The 15,769-nt window shown below is 56.9% G+C and carries 14 protein-coding genes; 6 read left to right on the top strand and 8 right to left on the bottom strand.

Annotation, left to right across the window (positions count from 1 at the left end; translation table 11 throughout):
• Window positions 1–19: 19 nt before the first annotated feature.
• From K5Y30_RS02405 to K5Y30_RS02395, 3 genes are all read left to right on the top strand, one after another.
• Window positions 20–1,504, top strand: a complete 1,485-nt coding sequence (locus K5Y30_RS02405) for an FGGY-family carbohydrate kinase (protein ID WP_222210406.1) — start codon at window positions 20–22, stop codon at window positions 1,502–1,504.
• Between the two features lie 117 nt (window positions 1,505–1,621).
• Window positions 1,622–2,104, top strand: coding sequence for an antitoxin Xre/MbcA/ParS toxin-binding domain-containing protein (locus tag K5Y30_RS02400; protein WP_222182116.1), 483 nt, complete (start codon window positions 1,622–1,624; stop codon window positions 2,102–2,104).
• Window positions 2,104–2,604 (top strand): RES family NAD+ phosphorylase, encoded by a 501-nt coding sequence (locus K5Y30_RS02395; protein ID WP_222210405.1) that lies wholly within the window; start codon window positions 2,104–2,106, stop codon window positions 2,602–2,604. Before K5Y30_RS02400 ends, K5Y30_RS02395 begins: the two co-directional genes overlap by 1 nt.
• A gap of 41 nt (window positions 2,605–2,645) precedes the next feature.
• Here the strand turns inward: K5Y30_RS02395 and K5Y30_RS02390 are convergent, their stop codons facing one another.
• The gene (locus tag K5Y30_RS02390) at window positions 2,646–3,908 is read right to left on the bottom strand and encodes a phosphatase PAP2 family protein (protein WP_222210404.1); all 1,263 of its coding nucleotides are present in this window, start codon (window positions 3,906–3,908) and stop codon (window positions 2,646–2,648) included.
• A 75-nt stretch (window positions 3,909–3,983) separates the two neighbouring features.
• Window positions 3,984–4,223, bottom strand: coding sequence for a hypothetical protein (locus K5Y30_RS02385; protein WP_101764365.1), 240 nt, complete (start codon window positions 4,221–4,223; stop codon window positions 3,984–3,986).
• Between the two features lie 250 nt (window positions 4,224–4,473).
• Here K5Y30_RS02385 and hpxO point away from each other — a divergent pair, with 250 nt between their 5' ends.
• Window positions 4,474–5,631: an FAD-dependent urate hydroxylase HpxO gene (gene hpxO, locus K5Y30_RS02380; protein WP_222210403.1), complete on the top strand. Its 1,158-nt coding sequence runs from the start codon at window positions 4,474–4,476 to the stop codon at window positions 5,629–5,631.
• Window positions 5,632–5,718: 87 nt separating this feature from the next.
• Here hpxO and dcp read toward each other — a convergent pair whose 3' ends face one another.
• The 5 genes from dcp to guaD all read right to left on the bottom strand — a co-directional run bounded on the left by dcp (window position 5,719) and on the right by guaD (window position 13,735).
• Complete coding sequence (dcp, locus tag K5Y30_RS02375) at window positions 5,719–7,770, bottom strand: peptidyl-dipeptidase Dcp (protein WP_222210402.1); 2,052 nt, start codon at window positions 7,768–7,770, stop codon at window positions 5,719–5,721.
• Window positions 7,771–7,842: 72 nt separating this feature from the next.
• The gene (gene xdhC, locus K5Y30_RS02370; protein WP_222210401.1) at window positions 7,843–8,625 is read right to left on the bottom strand and encodes a xanthine dehydrogenase accessory protein XdhC; all 783 of its coding nucleotides are present in this window, start codon (window positions 8,623–8,625) and stop codon (window positions 7,843–7,845) included.
• On the bottom strand, window positions 8,612–10,978 hold the full coding sequence (gene xdhB, locus K5Y30_RS02365; RefSeq protein WP_222210400.1) for a xanthine dehydrogenase molybdopterin binding subunit: 2,367 nt from the start codon (window positions 10,976–10,978) through the stop codon (window positions 8,612–8,614). Before xdhB ends, xdhC begins: the two co-directional genes overlap by 14 nt.
• Window positions 10,968–12,410, bottom strand: coding sequence for a xanthine dehydrogenase small subunit (xdhA, locus tag K5Y30_RS02360; protein ID WP_222210399.1), 1,443 nt, complete (start codon window positions 12,408–12,410; stop codon window positions 10,968–10,970). The genes xdhB and xdhA overlap by 11 nt, the downstream gene beginning before the upstream one ends.
• Window positions 12,407–13,735 (bottom strand): guanine deaminase, encoded by a 1,329-nt coding sequence (gene guaD / locus K5Y30_RS02355; RefSeq protein WP_222182131.1) that lies wholly within the window; start codon window positions 13,733–13,735, stop codon window positions 12,407–12,409. The genes xdhA and guaD overlap by 4 nt, the downstream gene beginning before the upstream one ends.
• Window positions 13,736–14,119: 384 nt before the next feature.
• On the opposite strand from guaD, the gene ydfG reads away from it, so the two are divergent.
• Entirely contained in the window at window positions 14,120–14,866 is a 747-nt protein-coding gene (gene ydfG / locus K5Y30_RS02350) for a bifunctional NADP-dependent 3-hydroxy acid dehydrogenase/3-hydroxypropionate dehydrogenase YdfG (RefSeq protein WP_222182133.1), read from the top strand.
• 105 nt (window positions 14,867–14,971) lie between these two features.
• On the opposite strand, the gene K5Y30_RS02345 is transcribed toward ydfG, so the two are convergent.
• Complete coding sequence (locus K5Y30_RS02345; RefSeq protein ID WP_192233901.1) at window positions 14,972–15,301, bottom strand: YnfA family protein; 330 nt, start codon at window positions 15,299–15,301, stop codon at window positions 14,972–14,974.
• Window positions 15,302–15,431: 130 nt separating this feature from the next.
• Between K5Y30_RS02345 and K5Y30_RS02340 the strand changes: the two genes are divergently transcribed.
• Window positions 15,432–15,767: a DUF1283 family protein gene (locus tag K5Y30_RS02340; protein ID WP_222182135.1), complete on the top strand. Its 336-nt coding sequence runs from the start codon at window positions 15,432–15,434 to the stop codon at window positions 15,765–15,767.
• Window positions 15,768–15,769 lie beyond the last annotated feature (2 nt).

Raw genomic sequence — 15,769 nt, 5'->3', positions numbered from 1 at the left:
CAGTTGCACGGAGTCGGATATGAAGATAGTTGGTATTGATGCCGGAAACACCATGATCAAAGCGGTGCTGTTTGATCTCAGCGGTCGCGTATTGTCGGTGGCCGAGTGCGCGGGAGAAACCCATCGTCCACAGGAAGGCTACGCCGAACGGCCGGTGGCGGATATCTGGCATGGCGTCAGCGATGCGGTGAGCCGTTGCCTGCAGCAGGCGGAGACGCCCGCCAGCGATGTGATTGCGGTTGGCGCGGCCGGCCACGGCAACGGTTTGTACGCGCTGGATAAGCATCAGCAGCCACTGTTTGGTATTCAGTCTATCGATCATCGAGCTTGTGACACAGTGCACGCGCTGGAAATGAGCGGCGCGGATAAGCGCATCTACCAGATTTCGCTGCAAAAACCCTGGCCTGCGGCAACGCCGGTATTGATCAGCTGGATTAAGCAACATCAACCCGAGCGCTGGGCGCAAATCGGACATTTATTGCTGGCGAAAGACGTTATCGCCCATTTTCTCAGCGGTGCGATTAGCGCTGATTTTTCAGATGCCGCCGGCGCCGGCTTAATTGATTATCGTGCGCGCCGCTACAGCCGTGAATTGATGGCGCTGTACGACATCGAAGAGGCGCTCGCCCTGCTGCCTGGACTGCGTGAATCCTGCGAGGTGGTTGGCCACGTCACAGAACGTGCATCCCAACTCACCGGATTACCGGCAGGCATTCCGGTGGTGGCGGGCATTTTTGATGTGGTGGCCAGCGCCGTGGGTTCTGGCGTGGTGAACAGCGGTGAAGCCTCGATTGTCGCCGGTACGTGGAGCATCAATCAGGTGGTGGTAGATAAACCCGATTATCTGCGCCCGGTATTTATGAACTCCATTATTGAGTCCGACCGTTATATGGCGATTGAGGCCAGCGCCACCTCGGCGGCGAATCTCGACTGGTTCCTGCGCGAATTTGACGATGGTCGCGGCGGTCAGGGCGCGGTGCGCAGCAGCGATAGCGTGGCGCACGTGCAACCCAATGCCCAGCTACCGCTCTATCATCCTTATCTTTATTCCGGACGCAAATCGGAACCGGCCAAAGCCGGATTCTATGGCTTAGGCGGCTGGCATACGCGCGCCGATATGCTGTTCGCGCTGTTTGAAGGCGTGACCTTTGCCCATCGGGCGCATATTGATCGCTTGCGTGCGGCAGGCATCCCTTTTACGCAGGCCATTTTGTCGGGCGGCGCGGCGCGCAGTTGCATCTGGCCGCAGATGTTTGCTGACGTGTTAGGCATACCGATTCGCGTGGCGCAGTGCAAAGAGACCGGCGCGCTTGGCGCCGCCTTGTGTGCCGGTGTGGGCGTCGGCGCGTGGCGCAATCTTGCCGAGGCCGCGCAGCAGGCGGTGCAGATCAATCCCGGCGAATTGTTGCCGCGAGCGGAGCGCGTAGCCTTTCACGATGCGCGTTATCGGGTGTTTAAAAAGCTGGAGCTGGCGATGCGCGAGATGTGGCAGGAAGCCAGTTGATTATTGTTTATTAACAATGCATTAGTTTTAAGGTCGTATAAAAAATGACAACCCCTGCGCAGTAATGTACACTTGAGCTATCAAAATGTTCTAATGAACATTGCTCAGGAGGTTGTTATGACAACTGCATCCCCATTCAATCACGGCAATGCCGCACGCGTCTTCGATCCCACGCTGATCCAGAACGCTCAGCAATCGTTTATGGATCAAATGGGCTTACCGCGTAATCCGCTGAAAGCGCACCAGTTGATCACCGAAGGTCTGGATGTCGGCATCGTTGAACGCGCGGCTACGGTGCTGAAAGCAACGCCGCTGGATGTGGCCCAGATGGTCTCTATCGATCGCAATACCTATCGCCGCCGCGAGAAAGCCGGATCGCAACTCTCGGTGGAGCAAGGTGCGCGCGTGTATCAGGTGTTCGAAATTCTGGATGCCGTTTTGCAATTATTTGCCGGTGACGTTGACGCTGCCATGCACTGGATGTATCAACCTGCGTTGGCACTGGATGATGCATTGCCAATGGAGATGCTGAGCACGCCTGCGGGTTGTGATGCGGTGTTAACGCTGATTGGTCGCCTGGAACACGGAGTGATTGTGTAATGACGCAACGGAAGGAACCGGATGCTCCCTATCGGCTGTTTTATCGACTCGTGAAAGAAGAGTACGCCAGCGAGGCATTTAGCGGCGCTGGCGCTGAAAAATGGGGCGGACGCTGGAATCCGCCCGGTATTAAGACGGTGTATCTCAGCAGTTCAAAGGCGCTCGCCACGCTGGAACTGGTGGTGCATGCCGGTAAAGCGATGCTGGAGAAGAGCCGCTTTATGGTTTTTACCCTGCCGATCCCTGAGAGCGAAATCATGGCGCTGGACAGCAGTAAACTGCCCAGCGATTGGCAAAAGTATCAGCAGCAGGAAGAGACACAGGCGATTGGCGCTGCGTTCCTCGATGTGCAAGGTGGCTTTCCTTTGCTGTTAACGGTACCCAGCATTTTGACCGGCGAAGACAACGCCATTCTCAATCCCGACCACCCCGCCGCTGCGGCCCTATTTGCACAAGCCACTTCAGCGCCCTTCGCGCTTGATCGCCGGATTAAAGAATGACGAGGGCTTTCATAGGGTCGCCATTCATGGCGACCTAAATATCAACGCGCCGGTTTCGCTAAAGCATACGCCGCCGTTAAATCCACACGTTGCCAGAATGACTGATCCGCATCATTGCCTGACAGCGGATAACCGTTTGGCAGCGCGCTTTTCACCATCAGGCTACGAATCTGCGCATCAGACAATTGCGGCAACGCGGTTTTCAGCAGGATCTCCGCGCCCTGCGGGACCTTGACAGGCGTATTCTGCACATTGGCTTTTGGCAGGTTGTAACTCATGGTGAAACGATAGAACTGCTTCATCGCCGGTGAGCGATACGGATCGTCCTTGCCATTGCTGCGCGCACACTCTGCCAGCGACGTGCCGCACTCTTTTGCCAGCGCGGCACGCAGCTGATCGCGCGCTTCGCTAAACAGTGCCTGATAGCGCGCATCGTTGAGATAATTGGCCACGTTACGCTGCGCCACCATGCGCGAACCCATCACATCCAGCGGGTAATGCACGCCCAACACTAAACGCGAATAACCGTAGCGTGCGCCGCGCGTCACCAATGCTTCAAAACGTTCCGGCACCATTTCGGCCAGTAACAAGGCATCGGTATAACCGGTGTTGGTGTGGCCGCTCGGGAAAGAGCCGCCGTCGGCGGTGTAACGCACGTTGTCTTTGACCACCACATCGTCCGGCACCAGATGGATGCTGTTGCCTTTACGCAGGAACGGCCGCGGATAGTTAAAGTGCTTTTTCGCCGCGCTGGTGCTGACTTCACTGGCTTTAATCAGCGCGGCGGCCTTACCGATCTCACCTTTGTCGTAAGCGGCGAGGAAGGCTTTGCCAAGGCGCGGACCAAGCGCATCGGAGAGGAAATAGAGATAGCTGATGGCTTCTGCATCGGCCAGAGCCTGATGACGCACATTTTGCGTGGCGTTCAGGTTGATGTGGGTGACGGTGGCCTGGCTGGCATCAAGTACGCTGGCGGGCAACGTGCTAAAGCCCGAAAGCAGCGCAATTCCGGCCTGCTGGTTCTCTTTCATTTTGAAATCGTAGCCGCTGTTTTTCAGCCACTGCGTGTCTGCCTGTTTCGCGGTCTGTTTGGCTTTTTCCAGTTGCTCGCGCGTCAACGTGCTGCTGTCACCTTGCAGCGCCTGACGTTCAGCCTGTAGCGATTGCTGCTCGAGATCGCTATAAGCGGAGGTGGAACCGGTAGAGGTTAAGCCTGCCAGCGCGGCCGCATCGGGCAGTGAAACCGCATGTGCTTGCTGTGCCAGCAGAATAACCGTTGCAATCAGTGTGAAGCGGGTTTTCATTATTTTCCCCTGTTATCAGAATATTACCTTGCCGGGGAAACACGCTAGCACTCGGTTATGACAGATTTATTTCATTTAACGACACTGACTGGCACAGTTTTGTACGCAAATTTGTGCCAGCGAGCCGCAGCCGCCGTTATTGTCATTTTTACACTGTGATTGCTGCACATAGCAGTTTTGCTGACAGGCTGAAACATCGCACTTCGCGGCAATCGGCGTCAGCTGTACCACCGGTGCTTTTCGCTCCGGCTGCCATTGCGGTTGTGCCAGCACGCTGGCGCTGAACAGCAAGGTAAAAGCCATTATCCATTTCATGATTTAGTCCTCGCAGAACGGGTGTAATGAGTATGGCTGCTGCGGAGCCAATTACCATGCTGAAACAATCGATTCACTCTTTCACAGAAGTTGCTCTGCTGCAGTGCATGGGCGTGCGCCACTGTAGTGCAGAGCGGCAAGATCAGATGCTGCTTCGTTGATTTTAAATCAATGAGTTAGCCTCCATTCGGCCAATCTTCCAACCTGGTACAAAAGTTGCAGTCTTTAATGCATAGCAAAGGAGACGGATATGAAAGCGATTGTGATTGGCGCGGGCATTGGCGGTATGAGTGCTGCGGTTGCTCTGGAGAAAGCGGGTTTTGACACCGCCGTATTTGAAGCAGTGAAAGAGATGAAGCCGGTGGGTGCGGCGATCTCTATCTGGCCCAACGGCGTGAAATGTCTCAACGCGTTGGGCATGAAAGAGCCGCTGCGCGCACTCGGCGGCAACATGGCGTTTATGGCCTACAACGATGCGCACAGCGGCAGCACGCTCACCCGCTTCAGCATGAAACCGCTGGTGCAGCAGGTGGGGGAATATCCCTATCCGGTGGCGCGCGCGGAATTGCAGGCGATGCTGATCGATACCTACGGACGTTCGCGCATTAGCTTTGGTAAACGCGTCACGCAGGTTGAGCAAACCGAGCATGGCGTCACCGCCTGGTTTGATGACGGTAGCCAGGCCGAAGGTGATTTTCTGATTGCCGCCGATGGTACGCACTCGGTGATCCGCCACTATGTGCTGGGTGAAAGCGTGGAACGTCGTTACGCCGGTTACGTCAACTGGAACGGCCTGGTGACAATTGATGAGGCGATTGCGCCCGCCGATCAATGGACCACTTTTGTCGGCGAAGGCAAACGCGTGTCGCTGATGCCGGTCAGCGATAACCGCTTCTACTTCTTCTTTGATGTTCCGCTGCCAAAAGGCTTGCCGGAAGATCGCGCAACGTTGAAAAACGATCTCAAAGGCTACTTCAGCGGCTGGGCCGAACCGGTGCAGCGTCTGATTGAACGCCTTAATCCGGAAACCACCAACCGTGTGGAAATCCACGACATCGAACCGTTTAGCCGTTTTGTTAAAGGTCGCGTGGCGTTGCTGGGCGATGCCGCACACAGCACCACGCCGGATATCGGGCAAGGCGGTTGTGCGGCGATGGAAGATGCGGTGGTGCTGGCGCAGACGCTGGCGTCACACTCTTTAGGGATTGAGGATGCGTTGTTGCGCTATGAAGCCCGACGTGTGGATCGCACCAAAGATTTGGTGTTGAAAGCCCGTAAGCGCTGCGATGTGACCCACGCTAAAGACGCGGAAGTGACGGCGGCATGGTATGCAGATTTGAAAAACGAAACCGGCGAGCGCGTGCTGGCCGGCATGTGCGATACCATTGAAGGGGGCCCGTTCGGGTAAATGAGACCGCCTATTCATTTTTTGTAGGGTCGCCATTTATGGTGACCAGGTGCGCATAAATGCGCACCCTACGAACACAGTGGTGAGTTATGCCCCTTCCAGTCCACGATTTTTCAGCATAGGGCCGATCTCCGGCTCTTTGCCGCGCCACGCCAGCCACAGATGCTGCAAATCGGTGCTGTTACCGCGTGACAGAATATGTTCGCGGAACTGCTGACCGTTTTCGCGTGTTAATCCACCTCGTTCAACAAAGGCTTGATAGCCATCATCGGCGAGCATCTGCGTCCAGATATAGGCGTAATAACCGGCTGCATAGCCGCCGCCCCAGATATGGCGGAAATAGCTGGAGCGATAGCGAGGCGGAACCGTCGCCAGCGCAATGTTTTCGGCGGCCAGCGCCTGCAGCTCGAAGTGGCTAACGTCTTGCGGATTGTCGTGTGTGGTCAGTGAATGCCACTGCAGATCCAGCAGCGCGGCGGCCAGCAGCTCGGTCATGTCGTAACCTTTGTTGAACTTCGCGGCGCGCACCATCTTGTCACGCAGCTCAGCAGGCATCGCCTCGCCGGTTTTGTAGTGGCGCGCATAGTTGGCAAACACCGCTTCGTTGCTGGCCCAATGCTCATTAATCTGCGACGGGAACTCGACAAAGTCGCGCGGCGTGGCGGTGCCCGACAAGCTCGGATAACGTTGCGTGGCGAACAAGCCGTGCAGCGCATGACCAAACTCGTGGAACAGCGTGATCACTTCATCCCAGCTCAGCAGCGCCGGCTGGCCTGCCTGCGGCTTGGTGTAGTTGCACACGTTGTAGATCACCGGTTTGGTGCCGAGCAGCGTGGTTTGGTCGACGAAATTACTCATCCACGCGCCGCCGCTTTTGTTATCACGCTTAAAGAAATCGGTGTAGAACAGCGCCAGCGGCGTGTCGTTGGCATCGAAAATCTCGTAAACGTTAACGTCAGGATGATAAACCGGTAGATCGTGGCGCTGGCTAAAGCGAATGCCAAACAGCTGGCTGGCCGACCAAAACACGCCTTTTTCCAGCACGTTATTCAGCTCAAAGTACGGGCGGATTTGGCTCTCATCCAGCGCGTATTGGGCTTTACGCACCTGCTCGGCATAAAAACTCCAGTCCCAGGCGCGCAGCGGAAAACTGTGATGCGCGGCTTCAATGGCCCGCTGAATGTCGGCGGCTTCGCGTTCAGCGCGAGCCCGCGCGGCAGGGACAATATTGCGCATAAAGGCAAAAGCCGCCTCCGGCGTTTTCGCCATCTGATCCTGCATGCTCCATTCGGCATAGGTATTGAAACCGAGCAAACTCGCCTGCTGCGCGCGCAGTTGCGCCATGCGTAACACGATGTCGCGCGTGTCGTTATCATCGCCCTGCTCGCTGCGTGTTAGCGCCTGCTGGAACAGCGCTTCACGCGTGGCGCGCACTTCCAGCGCCTGCAGCGCCGGTTGCTGCGTGGTGTTTTGCAGCGCAATCAGCCATTCGCCGTGCAAGCCGCGTGCTTCGGCCGCCGCTTTGGCATGCGCCAGCTCTTCTTCACTTAATCCGGCCAGCGCCGCAACATTGCTCACCACATAAGCACCGGCTTTGGTGGCCGCCAGCAACTTATTGCCGAAGCGGGTGCTGAGGCTCGCCAGCTCCTGATTACAGGCGCGCAGCTGGGTTTTATCCGCGTCGCTCAGGCTGGCACCGGCCAGTTGGAAATGCTGCCAGGTGACTTCCGCCAGCCGCATCGCTTCGGCATCCGGGCACTGCGAGCCGCGATGCTGGTAAACGGTATCGAGGCGAGCAAACAGCTGGCTGTTCAGGTAGATTTCATCATTGAGCGCGGTGAGCTGCGGGGTAATCAGTTCATCGATTTCCTGCAGCCGATCGCTGGTGTTGGCGGAAGTCATGGCACCAAACACCAGATTCACGCGCTTCAGCAACTGGCCGCTACGCTCCAGCGCCTCAAAGGTGTTGGCGAAGGTTGGCGCGTCAGGATTGCTGGCGATCGCCGCCACTTCGCGCCGTTTCTCTTCAATCCCCGCTTCCAGCGCCGGCAGAAAATCCTCTTCCTGAATCTGGTCAAATGGCGGGGTTTGATACGGCAAGGTGCTGGCGGTGAAAAACGGATTGGCTCGTGAATTCATTATCGCTCCTGATAATCAGCAACGCCGCACGGTGGCGGCGGGATGGTTCTATCCTGGCAGTTTCCTCGTCACTCAACAACTTATCGCCTGCTGCTGATAAACGCTGATGATTTCTCCCGCCACCGCGACGGCAATTTCCGCCGGTAACTTGCCCTTCACATCCGCCAAACCAATCGGGCAGCGCAAACGTGCGAGAGAATCTGCTGCAATGCCTTTGCCCTCTAAGCGATAGCGAAAGCGCTGGGCTTTGGTGGCAGAACCAATCACACCGGCATAGCGAAAATCGCCGCGGCGCAAGATCGCTTCGCTGAGCGCCAGATCGAGCGGATGATCGTGCGTCATCACAACAAAATAGCTGTCGGGCGCGGCTTCGTGCACGCAGTCAATCGGATCATCAACCTGGCGCACCGTCACGCCGGGCGGCACGGCGCGAAACTGCGCGGCGCGGCTATCAATCCAGGTAATGTGGCACGGCAAGGTGGCGAGCAGATTCACCAGCGCCTGGCCGACGTGGCCTGCGCCGTACACCTGGATTTCCGGCTGCTGCTGCATCAGCGGTTCAAACAGTAAAGTGGCGTGACCACCGCAGCATTGGCCGAGACGTGCAGCCAGCGCAAACTCTTCACTGCGCGGTTGAGTGCAGCGCTGCTGCAGCATCTCGCGCGCCTGCGCAATGCATTGATACTCAAGATGGCCGCCGCCAATGGTGAGAAAGGTGTCATTGGCGCTGACTACCATTTTGCTGCCGCGATCGCGCGGCACGGAGCCCCGCTCGCTGAGCACAGTGATCAGTACGCAGCTTTCGCGTTTTTCCCGCAGGCTGTGCAACACGCTGATCCAGTCATGATAAATCATGGTCCGCTCCTGATAAGCGCTGAATCCCCCAGAATACCCGCTCCGGCGTGGCGGGCGCGTCCAGCTGCGGATGGCGACGATAGTTATCAACGCTGGCAACCGCATCCTGCAATGCGCACCACACGGCGATGCCCAACATGAACGGCGGTTCGCCGACGGCTTTGGAGTGGAACACCGTGTCCTGCGGGTTTTTGCGGTTCTCAACCAGCGTGACGCGCAAGTCGCTCGGCACATCGCTGATCGCCGGAATTTTGTAGCTGGCCGGGCCATCGGTAAGCAATTTACCCTTGTCGTTCCACACCAGCTCTTCGCAGGTGAGCCACCCCATACCCTGCACAAAACCGCCTTCAACCTGGCCGATGTCGATAGCCGGATTCAACGACGCGCCCACGTCATGCAAAATGTCGGCGCGCAGCAAACGGTATTCGCCGGTCAGCGTATCCACCAGCACTTCACAGCAGGCCGCGCCGTAGGAGAAGTAATAGAACGGTTTGCCGCGTCCGGCGGCGCGATCGTAATGGATGCCCGGCACTTTGTAGAAACCGGTGGCAGAAAGCGGCACCTGATTAAGCCACGCTTGCTGTGCAACCTGGGCGAAGGTGAAGTGTTTCTCGCCGACGCGCACGATACCGTTGCTGAAATGCACCGCGTCTGCCGCGCATTGATGTTGCTGACACAGCATCTCGGTCATGCGATCGCGCAGGATTTGCGCCGCATTTTGCGCCGCTTTGCCGTTGAGATCGGCCCCGCTGGACGCTGCGGTTGGCGAGGTGTTGGGCACTTTGCCGGTATCGGTGGCGGTCACCTGAATCTGGCTGATATCAATCTGCAGCACTTCCGCCACAATCTGCGCCACTTTGGTGTTTAAGCCCTGGCCCATTTCGGTGCCGCCGTGATTGAGCTGCACCGTGCCATCGGTGTAAATCAAAATCAGCGCGCCGGCCTGATTGAGGAAGCTGGAGGTAAAAGAGATGCCGAATTTCACTGGCGTCAGCGCTAGTCCGCGTTTCATAAAACGGTTGCTGGCGTTAAATGCGCTGATGTCACGACGCCGCGCGGCGTATTCGCTGCTGGTTTCCAATTGCTCCGTCATCTCATCCAGCAGATTGTCTTCCACCTGCTGGTGGTAATGGGTGATGTTGCGATCGGTTTTGCCGTAATAGTTACGTTTGCGCAGTTCGAGCGGATCTACTCCCACTTCGCGCGCGACGTGATCCATGATCTGCTCAATCGCCACCATGCCTTGTGGCCCGCCGAAGCCACGGTACGCGGTGTTCGAGGCGGTATGTGTGCGGCAGCGGTAGCCGGTAATCAGTGCATCGCCGAGGTAATACGCGTTATCGGCGTGGAACATCGCGCGATCGACAATCGATCCGCTGAGATCGAGCGAATAACCGCAGTTGCCGGCCAGATCGATCTTCACGCCGCAGAAGCGACCATTGTCATCGACGCCGATATCGTAGCGGACAAAAAACGGATGGCGTTTGCCGGTGATCTGCATATCGTCGCGGCGCGCCAGGCGCATTTTTACCGGTTTACGCAGCTGACGCGCGGCGATGGCACACAAACACGCCACGCCTGCCGCCTGCGTCTCTTTGCCGCCAAAGCCACCGCCCATGCGCCGCATATCAATGGTGACTTTGTTCATGGTGATGCCCATCACTTCCGCCACCAGCTTCTGCACTTCGGTGGGATTTTGCGTCGAGGAGAACACCTGCAAGCTGTCATCTTCGCCGGGGATCACCAGCGCCGTCTGGGTTTCCAGATAGAAATGTTCCTGACCGCCGATGTGAAATTCGCCCTGAATACGGCGTGACGCCCGCGCCAGCGCAGCGTCGGCATCACCGCGTTGGTGAATATGCGGCTGCTGCACAAAGAAACGCTGTTCCAGCGCTTCACGCACGTCGAGGACGGCCGGTAGCGCTTCGTACTCGACAATCGCCGCTGCGGCGCCGGCACGCGCCGCTTCCGGTGAATCAGCGGCGACGGCAATGACGATTTGACCGAAATATTCGATTGTGTCCTGCGCCAGCAGCGGATCGCCCGGTTCGAGCGGACCGACATCATTGAGCCCCGGCACATCGCGCCACGTCAGCACGCTGACCACGCCCGGCACCGCGTAACATGGCTGCACATCCAGTTTGGTGATGCGCGCATGCGCATGCTCGCTCAGACGCGGACAGAGATGCAGCAATCCCGGCAGATCCGGCTTGTCGTCGATATACAGCGCTTCACCGGAGATATGCTTATCGGCACTTTCATGTTTATTGCTGCGCCCGACGCCCGTTTGCATGTTGGTGGCAAATTGGGCTTTCAGCAGCGTTTCGTTCAGTTCCGGACGGTTATGAGACATAGCGCGATACCTCGGTAATGGTCAGCTCGCCAGACGCTTGTGCGTAGTAGCGGCGTAACAGATTGCGCGCCACCTGCAGGCGATAATCGGCGCTGGCGCGGAAGTCGCTGAGCGGCTGGAAATCCACACTCAGCGCGCTACAGGCTTTTTCGATGGTGCTGAGATTCAGCGGTTGGCCCAGCAGTTGTGCTTCAGCCGCCAGCGCGCGTTTCGGCGTGGCGGCCATACCCCCAAAGGCGAGCCGCGCTTTCACAATCACACCTTCTTCAATTTGCAGATTGATGGCAGCGAAAACCGCGGAAATATCATCATCCAGCCGTTTAGCCACTTTCCACGCCGCAAAGTTGGGTGACACCGTCACTTTGGCGATGGTGATGCTGCGAATGAATTCACCCGGCAGCAAGACCGTTTGGCGATATGCAGTAAAAAAATGGTCGAGCGGGACTTCTCGCTGCTTGTCGCCCTGCTGCAAAACCAGATGCGCATTCAGTGCCAGCAGCATCGGCGCGCAATCACCAATCGGCGATGCGTTACCAATGTTGCCGCCGAGCGTGCCCTGATTACGAATTTGCAATGAGGCAAAACGCTCCAGCATGCTGCTAAACGCCGGAATGTGCTGCGCTAAAAACTGATAGCAATGCTGCAATGAGGCGGCGGCACCGAGGTAAAGATGCGTTTCATTTTCGTGGCAGACCTTCAACTCATCAATCTGCTCCAGCGCGATCAGCAGCGGCAAGCGCTGATATTGCTGAGTGATTTGCAGCGTCAGATCGGTGCCGCCGGCCACCAGGCGGGCTTCAGGATATTGCTGATAGAGCTCGGCGAGTTGCGCTACTGTTTTCGGCAGATAGCAGCGGCTGCCCGCGGCTTCGATGATCTGTACTTCATCGTTGCTGAGCGCCTGTAAACGCTGTACTAGCGCGGGTGCATTGGCGCTGAAGGCATCTGCATCAGGTTGTTCACACGCCTGCTGCGCCGCATCCATGATCGGACGATAGCCGGTGCAACGACATAAATTACCCGCCAGCGCCTGTTCTGCCTGATGTCGATCCCAGCCAGCGCTGTTTTTCTGCAGAGTAAACAGCGACATCACGAAACCCGGCGTGCAGTAGCCGCATTGCGAGCCGTGGCAATCCACCATCGCTTGCTGCACGCTGTGCAGTTCGCGGCCCTGCTTGAGATCTTCCACGGTAATCAATTGCTTGCCTTGCAGGCTGCTGACCAGCGTCAAACAGCTGTTCACCGCCTGATACTGCATCTGCCCATCGACGACTTTACCGAGCGTGACGGTGCAGGCACCGCAGTCGCCAGACGCGCAGCCCTCTTTGGTGCCGCGACGCTGCTGCTGGCCGCGCAGGTAGTTAAGCACGGTGAGATTGGGATCAAGCTCGCGTTCGGTGATTAAACGATCGTTGAGTAAGAACTGGATCATGCGATTTGCTCCTCACTTTCGCGCTGCCAAACCGGCTTGCCGCTCACCCAGGTTTGCGCGATGTTGCGGTCGTCGCCAAGCGTCATCATCACAAACAGCCGCTCCCAGATGTCTTTGCTGTTGGCATTGCGCAGCTTCTGCAGCGGCGACACCGCCGCATCGAGTACCACGAAATCGGCCTCTTTGCCGGGGTTAAAATTGCCGATGACGTCATCCAGATCGAGCGCGTGCGCGCCGCCTAAGGTGGCGTGATAAAACGCTTCGCAGGCGCTGAGTTTGTATTGCTGTAGCTGGCCGACTTTGTAGGCTTCGCCCAGCGTTTGCAGCAGATTAAAGGTGGTGCCTGCGCCCACGTCGGTGCCAATGCCCATGCGCACGCCCTGCTGCCAGCAGCGTTTGATGTTGAATAAACCGCTGCCGAGGAACAGGTTTGAGGTCGGGCAGAAGGCAATCGATGAATCGGTGTCATGCAGGCATTGCCACTCTTGATCTTCCAGATGCAGGCAGTGCGCGAACACGCTGCGTTTGCCGGTAAGTTGGTGATGATGATAAACATCAAGATAGCCTGCGCGCTCCGGGAATAGCGCTTTTACCCAGGCGATCTCCTGCGGATTTTCACTTAGGTGCGTGTGCATCCAGACATCAGGAAACTCCTCGCGCAGCTGACGCACTTTATCCAGCAATTCCGGCGACGAGGTCGGTGCAAAGCGCGGCGTGAGCGCATAGCTCAGGCGACCGCGCTGATGCCAGCGCTCAATCAGTTCACGCGTGTGCTGATAACTCTCTTCCGGCGTTTCGGTCAGGTATTCAGGCGCGTTGCGATCCATCATCACTTTGCCAGCGATCAGTCGCATATCCAGCTGCTGCGCGGCGCTGAACAGCGAGTCGACCGACTGCTTATGCACGGTGCCGAACACCAGCGCGGTGGTGGTGCCGTTCGACAGCAGCTGGTGCAGGAAGAACGCCGACATTTTTGCCGCGTGATCGGGACAGTGATATTGGCTCTCCACCGGGAAAGTGTATTGGTTGAGCCACTCCAGTAGCTGTTCGCCAAAAGCGCCGATCATTTCGGTTTGCGGATAATGAATATGGGTATCGATAAAGCCGGGCACGATCAGTTTACCGCGCAGATCGGTGACGCGCGTGAGATCGACGCGCCCTTCCGCGATTTGCCAGCTTTCCAGGCTGACCACTTTGCCGTCACGCAGCGTTAATAAGCCATCTTCGAGATAGCGCGCGTTGGCAGCAATGTCGTCTGGCTGCGCGGCCAGAGCGGTGAAATCAAAGAAGCTTGCGCGCAGCAGCGTTTCAGGTGCGTAAGGCATAATGGTTCCTTGGTGCTTTTTTATGAGTGCAAGTAATTGCCTTAAAGATAGTTTGCAAAGCGCATGCCAATGCAAAGAACAAAAAATACTGTTTACTTTCAATATAATAGGTTGATTTGGTGGGTTTTTGTGTCAAGCTTGGTGAGCAAACGTATGCGCAACCGGTTGCCTGCTATCGCAAACGGTTGCTATTTAACATTGCGGCGAGTTTTACTGCGCATGGCGTGATAATCGCCTGTTGAGATGCGTCTTTGTGGTGCGCCATTGCACTCGTAATGTGCAGGAAAAATCCTGCAACACGCTGCTTTTGGTTTTCATGAGCATGGGTTCGAGGTTAATGCTAAGGTGTGGCTGATAACCTGAAATCGTATAAGGAACAGTGAGATGATTATTTTTGTTACTGGCGCAACTGCTGGTTTTGGTCAAAGTATCACCCGCCGCTTCATTGCTACAGGTCACAAAGTGATCGCCAGCGGACGTCGCGCTGAGCGCTTAAAAGAGTTGAAAGATGAGCTGGGCGACAATCTGTATACCGTTCAGCTGGACGTGCGTAATCGCGCTGCCATCGATGAAGCGATCGCCTCCCTGCCCGCTGATTGGCGCAATATTGATGTGCTGGTTAACAATGCTGGCCTGGCGTTGGGTGTGGAACCGGCGCACAAAGCCAATATCGAAGACTGGGAAAATATGATCGACACCAACAACAAAGGTTTGGTGTACATGACGCGTGCGGTGCTGCCTGCAATGGTTGAGCGCAACGTCGGTCATATCGTAAATATCGGTTCGATTGCCGGCAGCTGGCCCTATTTGGGTGGCAACGTGTATGGCGCGACCAAAGCGTTCGTGCGCCAGTTCAGCCTGAATCTGCGTACCGACCTGCACGGCACCGCGCTGCGCGTGACCGATATCGAGCCAGGTTTGGTGGGCGGTACCGAGTTCTCAAACGTGCGCTTCAAGGGCGATGACGATAAAGCGGGCCAGGTTTATGAAGGCACCACCGCGCTGACGGCGGAAGATGTCACCGAAGCGGTGTATTGGGTGACGACGCTGCCGAAGCACGTCAACATCAATACGCTGGAGATTATGCCGGTCACGCAAACCACCGCGGGACTGAAGGTGCATAAAGGTTAATCGAAATACACGGGGCGACCATCCTGTGAGGCGCTCCGATGGCTTTCGCCGCGACGACCTCATCGGGATGTTTCCCCTAATATCGAACGCCGGTGTGGCCGATGATTACGCGCGGCCCCAACCGGTCACGATAATCAACATGCCGCTCAAGGCGACCAGCGCGCCGACCCAATCCCACGTACTCAGTTTTACGCCATCCACCACGCGCAGCCAGATTAGCGCCGTAAGCACGTATACGCCGCCATAGGCCGCATAAACGCGCCCGCTCGCGGCGGGATGCAACGTCAACAACCAGACAAACAGCGCCAGACTTGCCGCGGCCGGCACCAGCAGCCACGCCGTCATGCCCTTCTTCAACCATAGCCACGGCAGGAAACAGCCAACAATTTCCGCTATCGCAGTGATAAAAAACAGCAAGGCGGTTTTGACCAGCATAGAAAATCTCTCGCTAAGCTAAACAAAGCGCTCACCGCTGGTGAGCAAAGAAGCAGCGATGATATACTAGCGCCCATGGTTGTTACAGCCGCGATCCCGGCTGTGCTGGTGTTAACTGAAGGAAATGACGATGAAAAAACTGTTTTCCGCCCTGCTGGCTACCGTGGTGACGTCGAGCCTGTTAATGGCTGCGCCCATCGCTGCGGCCAAAACCGAACGCCTGATTATTGAAGATGGTAGCAGCGCCTCCAGTAATGAAGCCGCGCGCCAGAGCAAAGAGCAGTGGAACGATACCAAAAACCTGCGTAATAAGGTCAATACGCGCGTTGAGAAAGAGTTTGATAAAGCGGACAAAGCCTTTGATACCCGCGATTCCTGCGAAAAGAGCTACAACGTTAACGCCTATTGGGAACCGAATACGCTGCGCTGCCTCGACCGCCGCACCGGACGTCCAATTGCACCTTAATC

It is taken from the genome of Pantoea sp. DY-5 (assembly GCF_019795955.1).
GTDB lineage: Bacteria > Pseudomonadota > Gammaproteobacteria > Enterobacterales > Enterobacteriaceae > Pantoea > Pantoea leporis.
This window is presented reverse-complemented; position numbering and strand designations above follow the sequence as displayed.

What these genes read in the sequence shown, in the direction of transcription:
- K5Y30_RS02405 (WP_222210406.1), top strand. Translation starts at nt 20, where the DNA reads ATGAAGATAGTTGGTATTGATGCCGGAAACACCATGATCAAAGCGGTG.
- K5Y30_RS02400 (WP_222182116.1), top strand. Translation starts at nt 1,622, where the DNA reads ATGACAACTGCATCCCCATTCAATCACGGCAATGCCGCACGCGTCTTC.
- K5Y30_RS02395 (WP_222210405.1), top strand. Translation starts at nt 2,104, where the DNA reads ATGACGCAACGGAAGGAACCGGATGCTCCCTATCGGCTGTTTTATCGA.
- K5Y30_RS02390 (WP_222210404.1), bottom strand. Translation starts at nt 3,908, where the DNA reads ATGAAAACCCGCTTCACACTGATTGCAACGGTTATTCTGCTGGCACAG.
- K5Y30_RS02385 (WP_101764365.1), bottom strand. Translation starts at nt 4,223, where the DNA reads ATGAAATGGATAATGGCTTTTACCTTGCTGTTCAGCGCCAGCGTGCTG.
- hpxO (WP_222210403.1), top strand. Translation starts at nt 4,474, where the DNA reads ATGAAAGCGATTGTGATTGGCGCGGGCATTGGCGGTATGAGTGCTGCG.
- dcp (WP_222210402.1), bottom strand. Translation starts at nt 7,770, where the DNA reads ATGAATTCACGAGCCAATCCGTTTTTCACCGCCAGCACCTTGCCGTAT.
- xdhC (WP_222210401.1), bottom strand. Translation starts at nt 8,625, where the DNA reads ATGATTTATCATGACTGGATCAGCGTGTTGCACAGCCTGCGGGAAAAA.
- xdhB (WP_222210400.1), bottom strand. Translation starts at nt 10,978, where the DNA reads ATGTCTCATAACCGTCCGGAACTGAACGAAACGCTGCTGAAAGCCCAA.
- xdhA (WP_222210399.1), bottom strand. Translation starts at nt 12,410, where the DNA reads ATGATCCAGTTCTTACTCAACGATCGTTTAATCACCGAACGCGAGCTT.
- guaD (WP_222182131.1), bottom strand. Translation starts at nt 13,735, where the DNA reads ATGCCTTACGCACCTGAAACGCTGCTGCGCGCAAGCTTCTTTGATTTC.
- ydfG (WP_222182133.1), top strand. Translation starts at nt 14,120, where the DNA reads ATGATTATTTTTGTTACTGGCGCAACTGCTGGTTTTGGTCAAAGTATC.
- K5Y30_RS02345 (WP_192233901.1), bottom strand. Translation starts at nt 15,301, where the DNA reads ATGCTGGTCAAAACCGCCTTGCTGTTTTTTATCACTGCGATAGCGGAA.
- K5Y30_RS02340 (WP_222182135.1), top strand. Translation starts at nt 15,432, where the DNA reads ATGAAAAAACTGTTTTCCGCCCTGCTGGCTACCGTGGTGACGTCGAGC.